The sequence below is a fragment of the Pseudomonas sp. RA_15y_Pfl1_P11 genome, from assembly GCF_963970975.1.
Lineage (GTDB): Bacteria > Pseudomonadota > Gammaproteobacteria > Pseudomonadales > Pseudomonadaceae > Aquipseudomonas > Aquipseudomonas tritici.
The window spans coordinates 1-17249 of record NZ_CAXAOY010000008.1; the positions used below are offsets into that span (position 1 = coordinate 1).

At 59.5% G+C, this 17249-nt stretch carries 14 protein-coding genes, 1 tRNA gene and 1 pseudogene; 3 read left to right on the forward strand and 13 right to left on the reverse strand.

All coding sequences use genetic code 11. The features are described from left to right. The 4 genes and pseudogenes from istA to AACY44_RS12330 form a co-directional block, all read right to left on the reverse strand. On the reverse strand, positions 1-1238 hold a 1238-nt coding region (gene istA, locus AACY44_RS12315), incomplete at its 3' end, for an IS21 family transposase (RefSeq protein WP_339530354.1). Beyond that, positions 1222-1815: pseudogene (locus tag AACY44_RS12320) on the reverse strand (ParA family protein); the annotation flags it as partial. The gene istA and the pseudogene AACY44_RS12320, both read right to left, overlap by 17 nt. A gap of 121 nt (positions 1816-1936) precedes the next feature. Further along, positions 1937-2012 (reverse strand) — tRNA-Asn (locus AACY44_RS12325). A 60-nt stretch (positions 2013-2072) separates the two neighbouring features. Next, entirely contained in the window at positions 2073-2969 is an 897-nt protein-coding gene (locus AACY44_RS12330; RefSeq protein WP_339416464.1) for a LysR family transcriptional regulator, read from the reverse strand. A gap of 100 nt (positions 2970-3069) precedes the next feature. Here AACY44_RS12330 and lldD point away from each other — a divergent pair, with 100 nt between their 5' ends. After that, positions 3070-4212, forward strand: coding sequence for an FMN-dependent L-lactate dehydrogenase LldD (lldD, locus tag AACY44_RS12335; protein WP_339427434.1), 1143 nt, complete (start codon positions 3070-3072; stop codon positions 4210-4212). A 305-nt stretch (positions 4213-4517) separates the two neighbouring features. Beyond that, positions 4518-5444, forward strand: a complete 927-nt coding sequence (locus tag AACY44_RS12340) for a GGDEF domain-containing protein (RefSeq protein ID WP_339416466.1) — start codon at positions 4518-4520, stop codon at positions 5442-5444. 72 nt (positions 5445-5516) lie between these two features. On the opposite strand, the gene AACY44_RS12345 is transcribed toward AACY44_RS12340, so the two are convergent. The 7 genes from AACY44_RS12345 to AACY44_RS12375 form a co-directional block, all read right to left on the reverse strand. Next, complete coding sequence (locus tag AACY44_RS12345; protein ID WP_370467864.1) at positions 5517-6284, reverse strand: TenA family transcriptional regulator; 768 nt, start codon at positions 6282-6284, stop codon at positions 5517-5519. An 80-nt stretch (positions 6285-6364) separates the two neighbouring features. Further along, positions 6365-8827 (reverse strand): EAL domain-containing protein, encoded by a 2463-nt coding sequence (locus AACY44_RS12350; protein WP_339427433.1) that lies wholly within the window; start codon positions 8825-8827, stop codon positions 6365-6367. A 71-nt stretch (positions 8828-8898) separates the two neighbouring features. After that, positions 8899-10716 (reverse strand): ABC transporter ATP-binding protein, encoded by a 1818-nt coding sequence (locus tag AACY44_RS12355; RefSeq protein ID WP_339427432.1) that lies wholly within the window; start codon positions 10714-10716, stop codon positions 8899-8901. Then, positions 10709-11311: a DsbA family protein gene (locus tag AACY44_RS12360; RefSeq protein ID WP_339416755.1), complete on the reverse strand. Its 603-nt coding sequence runs from the start codon at positions 11309-11311 to the stop codon at positions 10709-10711. The genes AACY44_RS12355 and AACY44_RS12360 overlap by 8 nt, the downstream gene beginning before the upstream one ends. Before the next feature lie 36 nt (positions 11312-11347). Then, positions 11348-12289: an oxygen-dependent tRNA uridine(34) hydroxylase TrhO gene (gene trhO / locus AACY44_RS12365; protein WP_339416471.1), complete on the reverse strand. Its 942-nt coding sequence runs from the start codon at positions 12287-12289 to the stop codon at positions 11348-11350. Positions 12290-12491: 202 nt separating this feature from the next. Beyond that, on the reverse strand, positions 12492-12785 hold the full coding sequence (locus tag AACY44_RS12370; protein ID WP_339427431.1) for a BolA family protein: 294 nt from the start codon (positions 12783-12785) through the stop codon (positions 12492-12494). Between the two features lie 12 nt (positions 12786-12797). Next, complete coding sequence (locus AACY44_RS12375) at positions 12798-13319, reverse strand: DUF2059 domain-containing protein (protein WP_339416474.1); 522 nt, start codon at positions 13317-13319, stop codon at positions 12798-12800. Between the two features lie 193 nt (positions 13320-13512). Between AACY44_RS12375 and AACY44_RS12380 the strand changes: the two genes are divergently transcribed. Beyond that, positions 13513-14895 carry a class II fumarate hydratase gene (locus AACY44_RS12380; protein ID WP_339416476.1) on the forward strand — a complete coding sequence of 461 codons (1383 nt, stop codon included), beginning with the start codon at positions 13513-13515 and terminating at the stop codon, positions 14893-14895. Here AACY44_RS12380 and AACY44_RS12385 read toward each other — a convergent pair. Both AACY44_RS12385 and AACY44_RS12390 read right to left on the reverse strand, forming a co-directional pair. Further along, positions 14892-15848 carry a DMT family transporter gene (locus AACY44_RS12385; protein WP_339530357.1) on the reverse strand — a complete coding sequence of 319 codons (957 nt, stop codon included), beginning with the start codon at positions 15846-15848 and terminating at the stop codon, positions 14892-14894. The two genes, AACY44_RS12380 and AACY44_RS12385, sit on opposite strands and share 4 nt — an antisense overlap. Before the next feature lie 130 nt (positions 15849-15978). After that, positions 15979-17163, reverse strand: a complete 1185-nt coding sequence (locus AACY44_RS12390) for a thiolase family protein (protein WP_339416478.1) — start codon at positions 17161-17163, stop codon at positions 15979-15981. Positions 17164-17249 lie beyond the last annotated feature (86 nt).

Here is a 17249-nt window from a genome sequence, read left to right on the forward strand (position 1 = left end):
GCCCAGTGGATCAGTCGCTGCGGCGTCCATTCGGCATGTTCGCGGTGACTTTTGGGCATGTGCTCGGTTTGGGTGGTGTGGCGGCCTTTGTGCGGCGAGCGCAGATGGCTGGCCACCCGCTGGTTGGCGTGGAAGCACTCGACGGTCTTAGCGGTTAGCCGCGCTTCGAGTTGGTGCTTCACCAGCTGGTACGGCACCGAGTAGTAATGGCCGTCGACCTCGACGTGGTAGTCGATGTGGACGCGTACTTTTTTCCATTCGGCGTAGACGTACGGATGCTCCGGTAACGGTTGCAGCGCCGGTTGGTCAAGGGTCTCGAAGGCTGACCGGCGTGAGCCGGGCAGCTTCTTGAAGGGCTTTTGATTGAGGCGTTCGAGCAGCAGGCTGATTGCCGTGTTGAGTTCTCCGAGCGAGAAGAACTGGCGGTTGCGCAGCACTGCCAGGATCCAGCGCTCGACCACTTGCACACCCACTTCAACCTTGGCTTTGTCCTTGGGTTTACGCGAACGCGCGGGCAGTACGGCTACGCCGTAATGCTCGGCGAGATCGCGGTAACTGGGGTTGATGTCCGGCTCGTAGCGATGCGCCTTGGTGACGCCACTGCGCAGATTATCGGGCACCAGGATCTGCGATGTGCCGCCGAAAAAAGCAAAACAGCGGGCGTGCGAGCCCAGCCAGTCGGGCAGTTTCTGCGACCAAGTGGCTTCGGCAAAGGTGTAGCTGGACGCGCCTAGGACGGCGACGAAGATCTGGGCCTGACGGATTTCACCGGTCTGTCGGTCGATGATGGGCGCGGTCTGTCCGGAGTAATCGACGAACAGCTTTTCGCCGGCACGGTGCTCCTGGCGCATGACAACATCGACCTTGGCGGCCCAGAGGCGGTAGTGCTCGCAGAACCAGCTGTATTGGAAGCCTTGCGGGTGAGCGAGTCGGTACTCTTGCCAAAGCAGGGCCAGAGTTACGCCGGGGCGGCGCAACTCGGCATGCGCCCAAGCCCAGTCAGGCATCGGACGTTGATCGCTGGGAACTGTTGGTGCTGGAGGGAACAGGCATCGCTCCAGTTCGGAGTCCGATAACAATGTCGGCCAACTCAGCCCGCAAGCGTTAAAGCGGTGCAAGTAGTTGCCCGCACTGCCGCTACTGATGCGCAGGCTGGCGGCGATCTTGCGCACGGACAGGCCGGCGTCGAACTTTAGGCGTAGTACCTCTCGGATTTTACGCATGGATAAGATTTGCATCATTGGTTGCATCCAGTTTGTTGATCACGATGTTCAACACCGGTGTCACTGCACCCAATGCAGCCAAAGGCTCCAGGTCTCGATAGAGCTGGAGCATCCCACGCTGAAACTCTCGAGCCGTCAACATATCGGGCGTGATGGGAGAAATAGCCACTTGAGAACCCAGCAAGGCCATCTCTAGCACGATGGAGCGAGCGCCCTGGGTATCGATCAAAATCAGATCAAAGTCTTGCGCAAAGGCCGGCATTAAATTCTTGAGACGAAGGCGTCCGTCAGCAGCGTGCAGTAACAAATTACTCAATAAATTGAAGGGATCATTTGACTTGATCAGCGACAGATTGGGGATGCAGGTTTGAGAAATGATTTGATCAGGCCGAGTCTCATTACTCGTGATCAACTGATAGGTACCGCCAGGTGCCTCATGCGACAGGTTGTAAAACGAGGACAGTGACGGCTGATTATCAAGGTCAATGAGCAGGGTCCGAACACCTGCATCGGCGCAGAACGCACCTAAATTGGCGCCGACCGTGGTTTTACCCGGCCCGCCTTTGGTTGAAACGACTGCAGCGACTTTCATGGGGCTTCCCTCTGAATCGTAGGATTAGAGACGGCTTCATGCTGGTCACGCTGTGCGCTTTGATCACCTCGGAGAAATCCAAGGCAAAAAAAAGCCTGCATCTCTGCAGGCTTTCTCTATCTGGCTCCACGACCTGGACTCGAACCAGGGACCCAATGATTAACAGTCATTTGCTCTACCAACTGAGCTATCGCGGAATGCGCCGTATGTTACTGATTGAAAAGGAGAAGTCAAGCTTTCTATCGCACTTGCTGAGATTAAAACGGATGGCCGGTTGAGTCTGCGTGCTCGCTGGCCATCTCCAGCCAGGCCAGGGCGGCGGGTGGTAAGTGGGCGCTGGCTCGCCAGGCCAAGGCGATGTGCCAGTCGGTGTGTGGTTCGTCCAAGGGGATCAGGGCGATGCCCGCGTGTTGATGTTTGTGCGCCAGCATGCGCGGCAGGAAAGCCACGCCCAAACCGGCGGCGACCAGGTCGACGATGAAGTCGATCTGGCCGCTGCGCGCCGTCACCTTGGGGGTGACGCCTTTGCGTTCGCACGCGGCGAGAATTTTGGCGTTCAGGGCGAAGCCGGCTTCAAACAGGATGAAGGGTGAATCCGCCAAGTCGGTGAAGTCGATGCGTTTGCGCAGGGCCAATGGGTGGCTGATGGGCAACACCGCGATCAGTGGTTCATTGCGCACGGGTTGGTAATCGAAGCCTTCATCCACCGGCAGCAGCAGCGCCGCCAGGTCGACCTCCCCCGCTTCCAGGCACTCGCGCAGTTTTTTGCTGCCGTATTCGGTGAGTTCGATGTCGATGTCCGGATAGCGACTGCGGTAGGTGGCAAACATCGTCGCGAACAACACGCCGCAGCCCACAGGCGGCAAGCCGATGCGTAGCACGCCACGCTTGAGGCCGCGCAGGTCGTTGATCTCCGCCACCAGGTCGTTGTGCTCGGCGAGCAGCACCAAGGCGCGGCGGTAGGCAATTTCGCCGGCGGCGGTGAGTTCGTTGCGGTGGCCGAGACGGTTGAGCAACGGCGTGCCCAGCTCGTCTTCGAGGGTCTTGACCGCCTTGCTCACGGTGGATTGAGTCAGGGACACCACCTCGGCAGCCTGGGAAAAGCCACCTTGGCGCACCACTTCGACAAAGGTACGCAGTGTTCTCAGGTTCATCGGTATTCCTTTGGCGACTGGCTAGCAGTGATAAAAGTTGTTTTTATCATGCCAGATATTTGCCTATCCTGATCCGCCCTGGCTTGTGGAGACACTGTTCATGATCATCTCGTCTGCCTCCGACTACCGCGCAGCCGCCAAGCGCAAGCTGCCGCGCTTCCTGTTCGACTACATTGACGGCGGCGCCTACGCCGAACACACGATGCGCGCGAACAGTTCGGACCTGGCCGAGATCAGCCTGCGCCAGCGCGTCCTGCGCAATGTGGATAACCTGAGCCTGAAGACCACGGTGTTCGGCCAGACACTGGACATGCCGGTGATCCTCAGCCCGGTGGGCCTGACCGGCATGTATGCGCGACGCGGCGAAGTGCAGGCCGCCAAGGCAGCGGAGAACAAAGGCATCCCGTTCTGCCTGTCGACGGTATCGGTGTGCCCAATTGAAGAGGTGGCGTCGCAAAGTGCGCGGGCGATCTGGTTCCAACTGTATGTGCTCAAGGACCGTGGCTTCATGCGCAACGCACTGGAACGAGCGCAGGCGGCCGGCATCACGACACTGGTATTCACTGTGGATATGCCCACGCCCGGCGCGCGCTACCGCGATGCCCACTCGGGCATGTCCGGGCCCTTCGCAGCACAGCGACGCATGTTGCAAGCTGTCACCAAGCCGCAATGGGCCTTTGATGTGGGGTTGATGGGCCGCCCGCACGACCTTGGCAATATCTCCAAGTACCTAGGCAAACCCACCCACTTGGAAGATTACATCGGCTGGCTGGCCAACAACTTCGACCCGTCGATCAGTTGGAAAGACCTGGAGTGGATCCGCGAATTCTGGAAGGGCCCGATGATCATCAAGGGCATCCTCGACCCACAGGATGCCAAGGACGCGGTGAGTTTCGGCGCCGATGGCATCGTGGTTTCCAACCATGGTGGCCGTCAATTGGATGGCGTGCTGTCCACCGCTAAAGCCTTGCCACCGATTGCCGATGCGGTGGGCGACGACCTTACGGTGCTGGTCGACTCCGGCATCCGTTCCGGGCTGGACGTGGTGCGCATGCTCGCCCTGGGTGCCAAAGCCTGCCTGCTGGGTCGCGCCAGTGCCTACGCGCTGGCCGCCGATGGCCAGCACGGGGTGGAAAACCTGCTGGACATCTTCGCCAAGGAAATGCGCGTGGCCATGACCCTCACGGGGGTGACGTCGATTGACCAGATTGACCAAACCACCTTGGTTCGCCAACACCTTTAAAACGGGTACCCATCGGCCAAATAACCGGCGTCATTATTCAACGACTGTTTCTGCCGATAGGAATAGTCGTTGTTTTATAAGAACATTTAATAATGTTAAACCATTTGGCACGAATATCGCTCTAACCTCTCCAAGCAGGTTAAGCGATGACAAGACGTGCGGTGGTTCCCTGGGGTTATAACCCAGTAAAAAGCGGTCTAGACTGTAACCAATGTTTTACGGAACTGAAGGAACAGTTAGACGCTTGGCGCTCGCCACTCTCATCGAGCCTGTAAGACAGCTAAGAGCTTAGAGGCCGATTGCTCATGAAAACACCCACCCAGACCAACGCAATTGACTTCGACAGTGCCAAATTGCAGCGCCTGGGGTTTGGTCAGCCATCCCTCGTCCCACACCGTCCCACCACTATCAGCCAACTTCGCCAGCAACTGGGCCTGCAACTGCAAACCAGCCTGGAGCCGGAGCGCATCCTCGGTGTTTTCTTCCGAGAGATCCAACGCCTGGTGCCTCTGGACGCCCTGCAATACCGCCATCAAGCCAGCGACCTGCGCCTGGAGTTCGGCCATCGCGGTCACCATACGGTGAGCTATAGCCTGAGCCATGAAGGCGAGCACCTCGGTGAATTAATCTTTCGCCGCAACCAGCGCCTGGTGGAAGAAGAACTGGGCCAGCTCGAATCCCTGCTGGCCACCCTGCTCTACCCGATGCGCAACGCTCTGCTCTACCGTGCCGCCACCCGCAGCGCACTGCGCGACCCGTTGACCGACACCGGCAACCGCATTGCCATGGACCAGACCTTGCAACGGGAAATCGACATGGCGCGCCGGCACCTGAACCCGCTGTCCTTGCTGATGCTCGACATCGACCACTTCAAGGTCATCAACGATACCCACGGCCACACCGCCGGCGATACCGTGCTGCGCGCCGTCGCCGCAGCGATAAAGAGTCAATTGCGCAACGTGGACATGGTGTTTCGATTTGGCGGGGAAGAGTTTCTGATCCTGCTGTCCAACACCGGCCGAGACGCGGCGGCAATGGTCGGCGAACGCCTGCGCCAAGCGGCACAGACCCAGGATTACCGGGTGGATGGAGAGCGGATCGAATTGACGGTGAGCCTCGGTTGTTCGACCTTGCTGGCGGCAGAATCTGCCGAAAGCCTGCTGCGCCGAGCTGACAGCGCGTTGTACGTGGCCAAGCGCGAAGGCCGCAACCGCTTAGCGATGGCGGGGTAAGCCCTAACCGTTAAAGTCGAATGACATAACTGTGGCGAGGGAGCTTGCTCCCTCGCCACATTACCTACTGCATCAGGCTTCGCTGGCGACCCGCGCCTGGCGCTCACGCACCAAGGCTGGCGCCTTCTCTTTCTCCAGGCGCATGCAACTTTCCAAGAAGAGATACATGTAGTCGTAGCTCTTGCACACGGCTTGGCGCAGCTCTACCTGCAATTGCTGGGTCGGGTTCATGCCGGCCAGGGTGCAGATGATTTCCAGCGCTTCCCACGGGTGGGCGTCATCGTACTGGGCGTGCATCTTCAGCCACTTCATCGCGCGCTTGCGCTCTTCCTCTGGGAACGCCGCTGCGTAGACGCCGGTAGAACACACCACCGCAGACCATTCCCCCGTTGCCCCCTCGATTGCGTAGTTGGTCGCGGCAATCGCCACGATCAGCGAATCGGCAGAGCTAGTGTGCCAGCACCAATGGCTCAGTGCGTGCAGCTCCGGCGGCACATTCTGGGCCTGCAAGTCTTCCAGGCTCACGCCGTGAGCACGGGCCCAATGCATCCAATAGTCGGCATGGTTGAGTTCCACGCGAATATTGCGCATCAGCCAGCGGCGCGCCATGTCCTCCCCCGGATGGCGGGCAAATTTGGTCTTGGTGAGGTTCTGTGCCATGTACAAGGCAAACTGTTCCACCACAGGCCAGCCACCGATCAGGTAGTGGCGCATGGTCTTGGCGCTGAGCGTGTTATCGCGCATGCGCTGGTACAGTTCGTGTTCGACAACGCGACGCTTGCTCTCGCTACAGTCCTGGATCAGTTTTTGTGCCCAGGCGGGATAACTCGAGGCTTCCATAAGCGGGCCGGTTCTGTTGAATGTGTCGATCACTGTTTAAGGCTCCTTTTTAAGTGTGATTGTACAGACCAGCGAATGTTTCAGCGGAATGTGCCAGGCGCCTTGAATAACAGGGGCTGCGGCCGCACAGGTCGACACTGCAAGCTATCAAAGGTAAACAATTGCGGTCGTTCAATCAGGTAGCCCTGAGCGTAATCAACACCAATGTCGAGTAGTGCCTGTTCGATTTGCGGTGTCTCGACAAATTCTGCAATTGTGCGCTTACCCATGACATGGCCGATGTGATTGATCACTTCGACCATCGCGCGGTTAATCGGGTCGTCCAGCATATCCTTTACGAAACTTCCATCGATCTTCAGGAAGTCTACAGGTAAATGTTTGAGATAAGCGAATGAGGACATTCCGGCACAAAAGTCATCCAGCGAGAACTGACAACCTAAGGCTTTGAGTTCATTAATAAAGCGGATTGCACTGCCCAGATTAGCGATTGCACTGGTTTCGGTAATTTCAAAACAGATCATGCTGGGCGGAATATTGTAAGTATGAAATTTCTCACGTAAAAATCCGAGGAACTCATCATCACCAATAGTTATACCTGACAGATTGATCGCACACACGGCCATAGGGCGGTTCGGACGCTCCTGCAGGCAACGGGCGATGATCTTGAACACATTCTCCACCACCCAACGGTCCAGGGACGTCATCAGACCGTAACGCTCGGCCGCCGGGATAAAGCTGTCAGGCAAGATGATGCGGCCGGCCTCATCATGCAGGCGCAGCAGGATTTCGATATGCCCATTGCCCGCATCGGTCTGTCCCAGGGGCGAGATTTCCTGGGCGTAGAGGCAAAACCGATTCTCTTCCAAGGCCATGTGCAGGCGCTGCACCCAGGCCATCTCGCCAAAACGCAGGGACAATTCCGAATCATCGGCGTGGTACACCTGCACACGGTTGCGACCTTTCTCCTTGGCCATGTAGCACGCCATGTCGGCGGCGCGCAGCGAGGTTTCCAGGGTGGTCGGGGTTTGCCCAAGGTGCACCAGGCCGACGCTGACAGTGGTCATGAACGGCCGGCCCTTCCACACAAAATGCAGGTTCTGCACAGTATGGCGCAGGCTCTCGGCGATTTTTTCGGCCACGACCGCCGGGCAGTTTTCCAGCAAAATGCCGAACTCATCCCCCCCCAGGCGCGCCAGGGTGTCGCCCTCGCGCAGGTCGGACTGCAGCAACGCGCAAATATGTCGCAACAGTTCATCACCTGCCGCATGACCACAGGTGTCGTTGACCAGCTTGAACTGGTCCAGGTCAAGAAACATCAATGCATGCCGCCCGCCGTCCTGCTGCCCTGCTGGGTGCAGCACCTGTTCCAGGCGGAATTCGAATTCGCGGCGGTTGGCCAGGCCAGTCAGGGCGTCATGGGTTGCCTGCCAGGACAGGTTGGCGATGTATTGGCGCTCTTGGGTCATGTCATGCAACACCAGCACCGCCCCCGTGACCTTGCCGTCGCTGCGGATCGGCGCCCCCACCAGGGTTACCGAGACCGTGCTGCCATCCAGCCGCTGGATGGTCTTTGAATGCTCGCTGCCGCCGCTGAGCTGGCCCTTGACGATATGTTCGATCAAGGTAAACCCGTCGGGCTCGGCATCGTCATCCAACAAGTTGAACAGCGCTGCCAGCGGCAGGCCCTGAGCCTGGGCCGAATGCCAGTGGGTCAGCGCCTCGGCTGCCGGGTTCATATAGGTAATGGCGCCGTCGACGTCGGTGGTGATCACTCCATCGCCAATCGACTCCAACGTGATCTGCGCTCGCTCCTTCTCCTGCTGCAGGGCGTTGGCGAAAGCGTGACGCTGGGCCAGCAACTTATGCGTGCGCAACAGCGCCAGCACAATCAGGACAAGGGCCGTGGCCAGGTTGGTGATCAGCAGCAGCCGCAGGATCATCCGCGAGCCTTCGCCCAATGCATCGCTGAAGGCCTTGGCAGCTGGCGTTACGCCTTCATTGATCGCGATGATATGCGCCTTCCATTGCCGCACATCGTTGGCGTTGACTTGGTCGCGGAGGATTGCGCCGTGCATCTCCTGGGCCAAGCCATCGAGTTGCACCAGGTAGCCATCGCCCACAGTCCACAACTCGATGGCTTTTTCCAGGTAGCTGAAGTGACGAAAATTGAGGTACAGCCAGATCAGGCTCGAGACGTCATCCGGGTGGTTGCCTCCCTTGAGAATGCCCAGCCGCGCAGCCGTAAGATCAGGCGTAGGACGATCGAGGGCGATGCGCAGCTCATGCCCGCCCTGGGGCACGGCTATGGCCTGCTGGTATCTGAGGTACGTGGCTTGGTCACGACTGTCAGCGTAGACCGTGAGGTAGTAGATGGCGTCTTTCTGGCCCTTCGACCACAGGCTCTCGCCGGCCACATAGCCGCGCACAGCTGAAAGCATGAAAAGACTGACACTGCCCAACAATGCCTGAAACAGCACCACGGCGATGAAAGGCCACACAATGCCCAACAGCCTTGGCGTTCCGAGAGTACGCTTTTGCTTCATGAAGTCCCTTGCACATGCACTGCTGGATACGCACGCGAAAAACCGCTTCCGATAGCTCAGCTTAGGCTGAATCAACGTACTTGCTGTAAGTGTCCGTAGAGTTTGGCGTACAAGCCGCCATCGGCAATCAATTGCTGATGATCACCGTCCTCAGCAATGTGACCGCCGTCGAACACTAATACTCGGTCGGCTTGCTTAACCGCCGACAGGCGGTGGGCGATGATCAGTGTAGTACGCCCACTGAGAAACCGCGCCAGCGCCTGGTGCAGGCTGTACTCGGTAGCGGCGTCCAGGGCGGAAGTTGCTTCGTCGAGGATCACCACTTTCGGCTCGGCCAACACCATGCGCGCAATCGCCAGGCGTTGACGCTGCCCGCCGGAAAACCTCACTCCGGAGCGCCCCACCACACTGTCCAAGCCCATCGGCAATGCCTTGACGGTAGCATCTAACTGGGCGATTTCCAGTGCCTGCCAGCAGGCCTGGTCGCTGCGCTCGCGACCCATGGTCAGGTTGGCGCGCACGGTATCGTTGAACAGCGCGGGATGTTGCAGCACCACGGCGACGTTTTCGCGGATGGTTTCCAGCCCGATTTCCTGCTGAGTGGCACCACCAAAGCGGATAGTTCCAGCCTGTGGCGTATACAGCCCGAGCAGCAGTTGTACCAAGGTACTTTTACCGCCGCCGCTGGCGCCGACGATTGCCACTTTCTCGCCCGGCGCAATGACCAGGTTCAACTGATCGAGCACCAGGTCTTCGCCGTAGCCGAAGTCCAGGCCGCGCACTTCAATGCCGACGGTCTCACGCCCGATAAACGGGTCCTCACCCCCCGCATACTGCGGTTCGTCGGCACGTGCCAGCAGTTCGTTGATCCGCGTCAGCGCACCGCCCGCCGCGTAATAGGCATATTGCAAGTTCAACAGTTGCTCCACCGGCCCGATCATGAACCACAAGTAACTGAACACCGCGAGCATCTGGCCAATGGAGAGGTCGGAAAACAACACGGTGAGCATGGCGGCCGCACGGAAAATATCGATACCAAACTGGAACAGCAAACCACTGGCGCGGCTGGAAGCGTCGGTTTTCCACTGTGAATGAATGGCAAAGTCACGCACTTCCCGGGCACGCTGGCCCAGGCGCCCGAGGAAAAAGCCCTGGCGGTTGCCGGCGCGCACTTCCTGGATAGCGTCGAGGGTCTCGGTCAAGGCCTGGGTGAAGCGCGAGGTACTGTCGTTTTCCAGCTTCTTCAAGTGTTTGACGCGTTTGCCCAACTGCACCGTGGCGTAGATCACCAGCGGGTTGAACAACAGGATCAGCAGCGCCAATTGCCAATGCATCCACACCAGGATCGCCGAAGTGCCTACCAGCGTGAGCATGGCCACCAGAAAGCGGCTGAGGGTTTCGCCGACGAATCTATCCAGGGTATCCAGGTCGGTGACCAAGTGCGTGGTGACCGTGCCACTGCCCAGGCTTTCGTACTCGCCCAGGGAAATACGCTTGAGCCGCTCGATCAGGCGCACCCGGATGCGGTACACGATGTCCTTCGCCAGCCGCGCAAACAGCCGCGCCTGCACTACGTTGAACACCAGGGCGCCGCAGCGCAGAAACAGGGTCACCAGCAGCATGAGGCCGATATACCCGGCCGCTTTCTGCCAACCCAGCGGGAGGGCGTGGTTCATCACTTTGAGGGCAGCATCGCCATGGCCCAGCAGCACTTCGTCCACCAACAACGGCAGTAGCAAGGGGATCGGTACACTGCACAGGGTTGCCAGCACGGCGACGCCATTGGCGATCCACAGGGATTTCTTGTGACGCAGGGCCAGGCGGCGAATTTCCGCCCAGGTCAGTCGGTCCACACGTTTGCCGGCATCTTGGTCTGGCTGATCATGCACAGGTCGCTCGCTCCAGCCACCGGCCCAACAACGGCGACAGCTCGGACAACGGCTGGTAACCGTTGGTCAGCAGGGCCAACTGGCCATTACGCTCGGCCAACAGCGTCGGGAAGCCGGCGATACCCAAGTCCTGCACCCAAGTGAAGTCGGCAGCCGTGGCAGCATGCTGCTCGGCACGGTCAAAAGCACCGGCGAACTCGATACGCGGAATGCCCGCCTGCTCGGCCAGCTCCACCAGCACGCTGGCAAGGGTCACATCGCGGCCCTCGACATAAAAAGCACGCTGGATCAGCCCCAGCAGTTTCCACGCGCAATCCGGCGCCAAGCTGCGGGCAGTAACGATAGCGCGGCACGCGGGCTCCGTATCGTACACAAAACCGTCAGGCAATGCGCCTTCGCGTTTGAACGGCTGGCCGGTGGCGTCGGTGACGGCCTGCCAGTGCTCCAGGATGTAGCGGCGGGTCGTCGGCTCCAACGCCGCGCCACTGCCAGTGCGCAGGCCGCCCACCACCAGGTGCAGTTCCACACCGGCCGACTGGGCCTGCTTCACCAACGCCTCGGCCACCGGGGCAAAGCCCCAGCACCAGGAACACATCGGGTCCATTATATAGAGCAGGCGCGCAGACATGGCTCAAGCCTCGGAAGGTGATTGCTTATAGTTGAAGCCAATCGGGTGCGGCATGTTGCGGGCCTTGGCCAGCTCGATCTGCTTTTGCCGGTCAATCGCGCTGCGACGGGTCTTCTCGGGCAGCGTATCCCAACAATGCGGGCAGCTGATGCCAGCCACGTAGTGCTCGGATGCACGGTCTTCCACACTCACGGGTGTGCGGCAGGCATGACATTGATCGTAGTCGCCTTCGCTCAAGTCGTGGCGCACGGTCACACGATTGTCGAACACAAAGCAGTCACCCTGCCATTTGGTTTCTGCCTGCGGCACCTCTTCGAGGTACTTCAGGATGCCGCCCTTGAGGTGGTAGACCTCGTCGAAGCCTTCGCTGAGCATATAGCTGGAGGCTTTTTCGCAACGAATGCCGCCGGTGCAGAACATGGCGACTTTCTTGTGCTTGGCGGGGTCGAAGTTGGCTTTGATGTAGTCGGGAAATTCACGAAAACTGGTGGTTTTCGGGTCGATCGCGCCTTCAAAGGTACCAATGGACACTTCGTAGTCGTTACGGGTGTCGATCAGCAGCACTTCCGGATCGCTGATCAGCGCGTTCCAGTCCTGCGGGTCGACGTAAGTACCGACCTTTTTGTTCGGGTCTACGCCTTCGACGCCCAGGGTCACGATCTCCTTCTTGAGTTTGACCTTGGTGCGGTAGAACGGCTGATCGTCGCAGTAGGATTCTTTGTGATCGATGTCGACCATGCGCGGGTCTTTTTTCAGCCAGGCCATCAGGCCATCAATGCCTTCGCGGCTGCCGGAAACGGTGCCGTTGATGCCTTCTTCGGCGATCAGCAAGGTGCCTTTGATGCCGTTGTCGACCATCGCCTCCAGCAATGGCTCGCGCAGGGCGACGTAATCTTCGAGGGTGACGAACTTATACAGTGCCGCCACGACAATCGGTTGAGTCACGGGTGTTCTCTCCAGGTGGCTACCCTCGTAAAGGGTGAACCGGATAGGGGCAGTTGCGAGTTTTCAGCTGCAAGCTACAAGTAAAGGCAAAAGCAAAAAAACGCGCCGACTATGCGGCGCGTTGAGGATTCTAACAAGAAGGAGCTATATGCGGTATGCGAGCTTCAATCTTGCAGCTTGCAGCTAAAAACTTGCCGCAGCTTCACTCTCCTCCTGCGCAGGTCGGCGAGGCCGGAGCTGCGTCGATTTTCGCCCATTCTTCAGGCGTGTAGGTATGCAACGCGAGCGCATGAAACTCGCCCATCAGGTCACCCAGGGTGGCGTAGACCTTCTGGTGGCGCTTGACGCGGTTGAGCCCTTCGAACTGCGGGCTGACCAGCACGGCCTTGAAGTGGGTCTGCAGCCCACGGCTGTGCATATGGCTTTCATCCTGCACGCTCAAATAGTCCTGGCCCAGCTCGACGAGCGCCACTTGGATACGCTGTTGCATGGTCATTGCCGGCTCCACTTACTTCTTGGCAGGGGCGGCAGGTTTCTTCGCCGGTGCCAGTTGGTTGGTCATGTCTTCCAACAGCTTGTTCACCACCGGCACGGCGCTTTCCAGCTTGGCCTGGGTCATTTGGGCCGATTGCTGGGTCAGTTGCGGCATTTTTTCCAGCACTTTCTTACCCAGTGGCGACTGGTAGAAGGCAACCAGGTCCTTGAGTTCGGATTCGCTGAAGTTGGTGGTGTAGAGCTTGACCATGTCCGGTTTCAGCTTCGGCCAGCCGATAGCCTGGTCCAGGGCAGCGTTGGCCTTGGCCTGGTAGCTGTCCAATATGGACTGCTTGGCGGCAGGCGCCTTGGTTTGTTCGAAACGCTGGGCGAACATTTGCTGCACTTGCATGTACACCGGGGTACCCAGCTTGTCAGCGTGGGCCAGGGTAAGGAAGGCTTCGGCACTGGCGTTGTGGCTGGCGGTATCGGCAAAAACCTGGCCGCTGGCGCAAACCAGAGCAACCGCGGTACAGATGGCACGAAGACGAGTCATCGAGTTTCCTTTTCTAGCAGGCGAGGTAGGACCCCAAGGGTGCTCATTCTGCGCCTAAAAAACGCCATGGCTCAACCCCACCCCTTGTCGGGCCTGGATTTGCGGGCAATGAATCCGATGAACAACCTTTTATGGAACCCGCTGGGTCGATCAGGGCCTAAACTGCGCAAACGAACCAGAAGGAGTGTGCCCGATGAGCCGTATCGAAACCGACAGCCTGGGAGAAGTCCAAGTCCCGGATGACGCTTACTGGGGCGCTCAGACCCAACGTTCGCTGGTGAATTTTGCCATTGGCGAGCAACGCATGCCCCTGGCGGTACTGCACGCCCTGGCCCTGATCAAAAAGGCCGCGGCACGGGTCAACGATCGAAATGGCGACCTGCCTGCCGACATCGCCCGCCTGATCGAACAGGCCGCCGACGAAGTACTGGCCGGCCAGCATGACGACCAGTTCCCCCTCGTGGTCTGGCAAACCGGCAGCGGCACCCAAAGCAACATGAACGCCAACGAAGTGATCGCCGGCCGCGCCAATGAACTGGCTGGCAACAAGCGCGGCGGCAAGAGCCCGGTGCACCCCAACGATCACGTCAACCGCTCCCAGAGTTCCAATGACTGCTTCCCCACCGCCATGAGCATCGCAGCGGTACAAGCGATACATGAGCGATTATTGCCGTCGATCGCCACGCTTTCCGGTGGTTTGGCCGAACTGGCCGCACGGCATATGAAACTGGTGAAGACCGGGCGCACCCATATGATGGATGCCACGCCGATCACTTTTGGCCAGGAACTCTCGGCATTTATCGCCCAGCTCGATTACGCCGAACGCGCCGTGCGCAGTGCCCTGCCCGCCGTGTGCGAGCTGGCCCAGGGCGGCACTGCCGTGGGCACGGGGCTGAATGCGCCGCATGGTTTTGGCGAAGCGATTGCCGCCGAACTGGCGGCGCTGTCGGGCTTGCCGTTTGTGACCGCGCCAAATAAATTCGCCGCCCTCTCCGGTCATGAGCCTTTGGTAACCCTGCACGGCGCACTGAAAACCCTGGCCGTGGCCTTGATGAAAATCGCCAACGACCTGCGCCTGCTGGGCTCCGGCCCGCGCGCCGGGTTGGCCGAGGTGAAGTTGCCGGCCAACGAACCGGGCAGTTCGATTATGCCGGGCAAGGTCAACCCCACCCAATGCGAAGCGCTGTCGATGCTGGCCTGCCAGGTCTTGGGCAATGACGTGACCATCGGCATGGCCGCGAGCCAAGGGCACTTGCAGTTAAACGTGTACAAGCCGGTGATCATCCACAACCTGCTGGAGTCGATCCGCCTGCTGGCCGACGGCTGCAACAACTTCCAGGCGCATTGCATTGCCGGTCTCGAGCCCGACGCCGAGCAGATGGGCGCGCACTTGGAGCGTGGGCTGATGCTGGTGACTGCGCTTAATCCGCATATCGGCTACGACAAGTCGGCAGAAATCGCCAAGAAGGCCTACACCGAAGGCCTCACCCTACGGGAAGCTGCACTTGAGCTGGGCTATCTGACGGATGCCGAATTTGATCAGTGGGTTCGCCCGCAAGACATGCTCGGCGCCTAGCAAGCCATGCGCACCCGCCGGGCCTTGAGCCCGGCGAGTAACGACGGCGCCAGCGCAACAGTCGCCGAGCCCAACACCACCACCAACGCCCCGGCATACCCCAGGGCGTTGATTTCTTCGGCCTGCACATACTCAGGCCACAACCACGCCGCCAGGGCGACTGCTACAAAGGTCACCAACGGTGTGAGCGCAAGCGTCGCACTGACCCGCGAGGCTTCCCAATGCGCGAGCGCTTCAGCAAAGGCGCCGTAGGCCACCAGGGTGTTCATGCAGCACGCCAGCAGCAACCAGCCTTGCAGCGGGCTCAGGCCCAACGCCTCCAGCGGGTGCGCCCAAGGCGTGAGTAGCACGGCGCAGGACAGGTAGATCACCATCATCACTTGCAGCGAATTCCACACTGTGAGCAATTGCTTCTGACCCAGGGCGTAGAACACCCAGATCGACGTAGCGAGCAGAACGGTCAGCACCCCGGCGGTGTAGGTGCCAAGTGACGTCAACAGCTCCAACAGACGTTGGTTGAAGAACAGGCCAAAACCGACCATCAGCACCAACAACCCCAGCACTTGCCCGCGGCTGAAACGCTCCTTGAACACAAACACGCTGGCGACCATCAAGAAGATCGGTCCCATCTGCACCACTAACTGCGCAGTGCCGGGGCTGAGCATTTTCAAACCTACCAAGTACAGCACGTAATTGCCCACCAGGCCGCACACGGCCATCCCCACCAGCCAGCCACCCTTGGGGCCCAGCACCATGCGGCTGGGCAAGCGCCGGGTGAGCGCCAGGTAGACGAACAGGCAACCGCCGGCCACCGTCAGGCGAAACCAGGTGACGGTGATAGGGTCCATCACCTGCAACACCTGCTTGAGTTTGATCGGCAGAATGCCCCAGAGCAGCGCGGTCATCAGGGTCAGTAAAAAACCATAGACCCAGCGGCCGGAAGAGATGTGCATGAATGCCCCAGGAGCCAGAGGAAGTGGTGCAGCATTCTAGGGGTAAGTGAAAGGATTGGGCTACGACGCCGTTCAAATGTGGGATCTGGCAAGCCAGCGCCCACATTCGAGCCGGTTTTTTCAGTGGGGTTTAGCGGACGACTTCGAACAGGCCGGTGGCGCCCATGCCGCCGCCGACGCACATCGTGACAATGCCGTAGCGCAAATTGCGCCGCTGCAGCTCACGCACCAAATGCCCTACCTGCCGCGATCCGGTCATGCCGAACGGGTGCCCGATGGAAATCGAACCACCGTTGACGTTGTACTTCGCGTTATCAATGCCCAGGCGATTACGCGCATACAGGCACTGTGACGCAAACGCTTCGTTCAGCTCCCACAGGTCGATATCCGCCACTTGCAAGCCCTTGGCCTTGAGCAGCTTGGGCACCGAGAACACCGGGCCGATGCCCATCTCGTCCGGCTCGCAGCCAGCCACGGTAAACCCACGGAAAAAGGCCTTGGGCTTGAGGCCCAACGCCAAGGCTTTTTCCAGGCTCATCACCAGGGTCATCGAAGCCCCGTCGGACAGTTGCGACGAGTTACCCGCCGTCACCGAACCGTCCTCGGCAAATACCGGCTTCAACCCTTGCAGGCTGACCAAAGTGGTGTCCGGACGGTTGCAATCATCACGATCAACCACGCCATCGAGCACCTGCACTTCACCGGTATTCTTGTCCTCGACCTTGTACTTGACGGCCATGGGCACGATTTCATCGTTGAACACGCCGTCAGCCTGAGCCTGGGCGGTACGCTGCTGGCTTTGCAGGGCGTACAGGTCCTGCTCTTCGCGGCTGACAGTGTAGCGACGAGCGACGATTTCAGCGGTCTGGCCCATGGGGAAGTAAATACCCGGCACCTGCTCTTTGAGCAGGGGGTTGATCAGGTTGTCGGTGTTGACGCTTTTCATGGTCAGGCTGATGGACTCGACACCACCGGCGACGATGATGTCGCTGCAACCCGAAGCAATCTGGTTGGCCGCAATCGCTATCGCCTGCAAGCCCGACGAGCAGAAACGATTGAGGGTCATCCCCGCCGTACCGGTGCCCAGTTGCGACAGCACCGCCACATTGCGCCCGATGTTGTAGCCCTGGGCACCCTCGTTGGAACCGGCGCCAACGATGCAATCTTCCACCGTCGCCGGGTCGACGCCGTTGCGGCTGAGCAGCGCATTGACGCAATGGGCCGCCATGTCATCCGGGCGAGTCTGGTTGAACTTGCCGCGAAAGGATTTGGCCAGGCCGGTTCGCACGCTGTCGACGATCACTACTTCACGCATGGGCTACCTCGATCTTGTGGTGGTTGGGAGATGGATCGAGAATAGATCCAGCTCCCATCAACCGCGACGATCATTCACCCTATGGA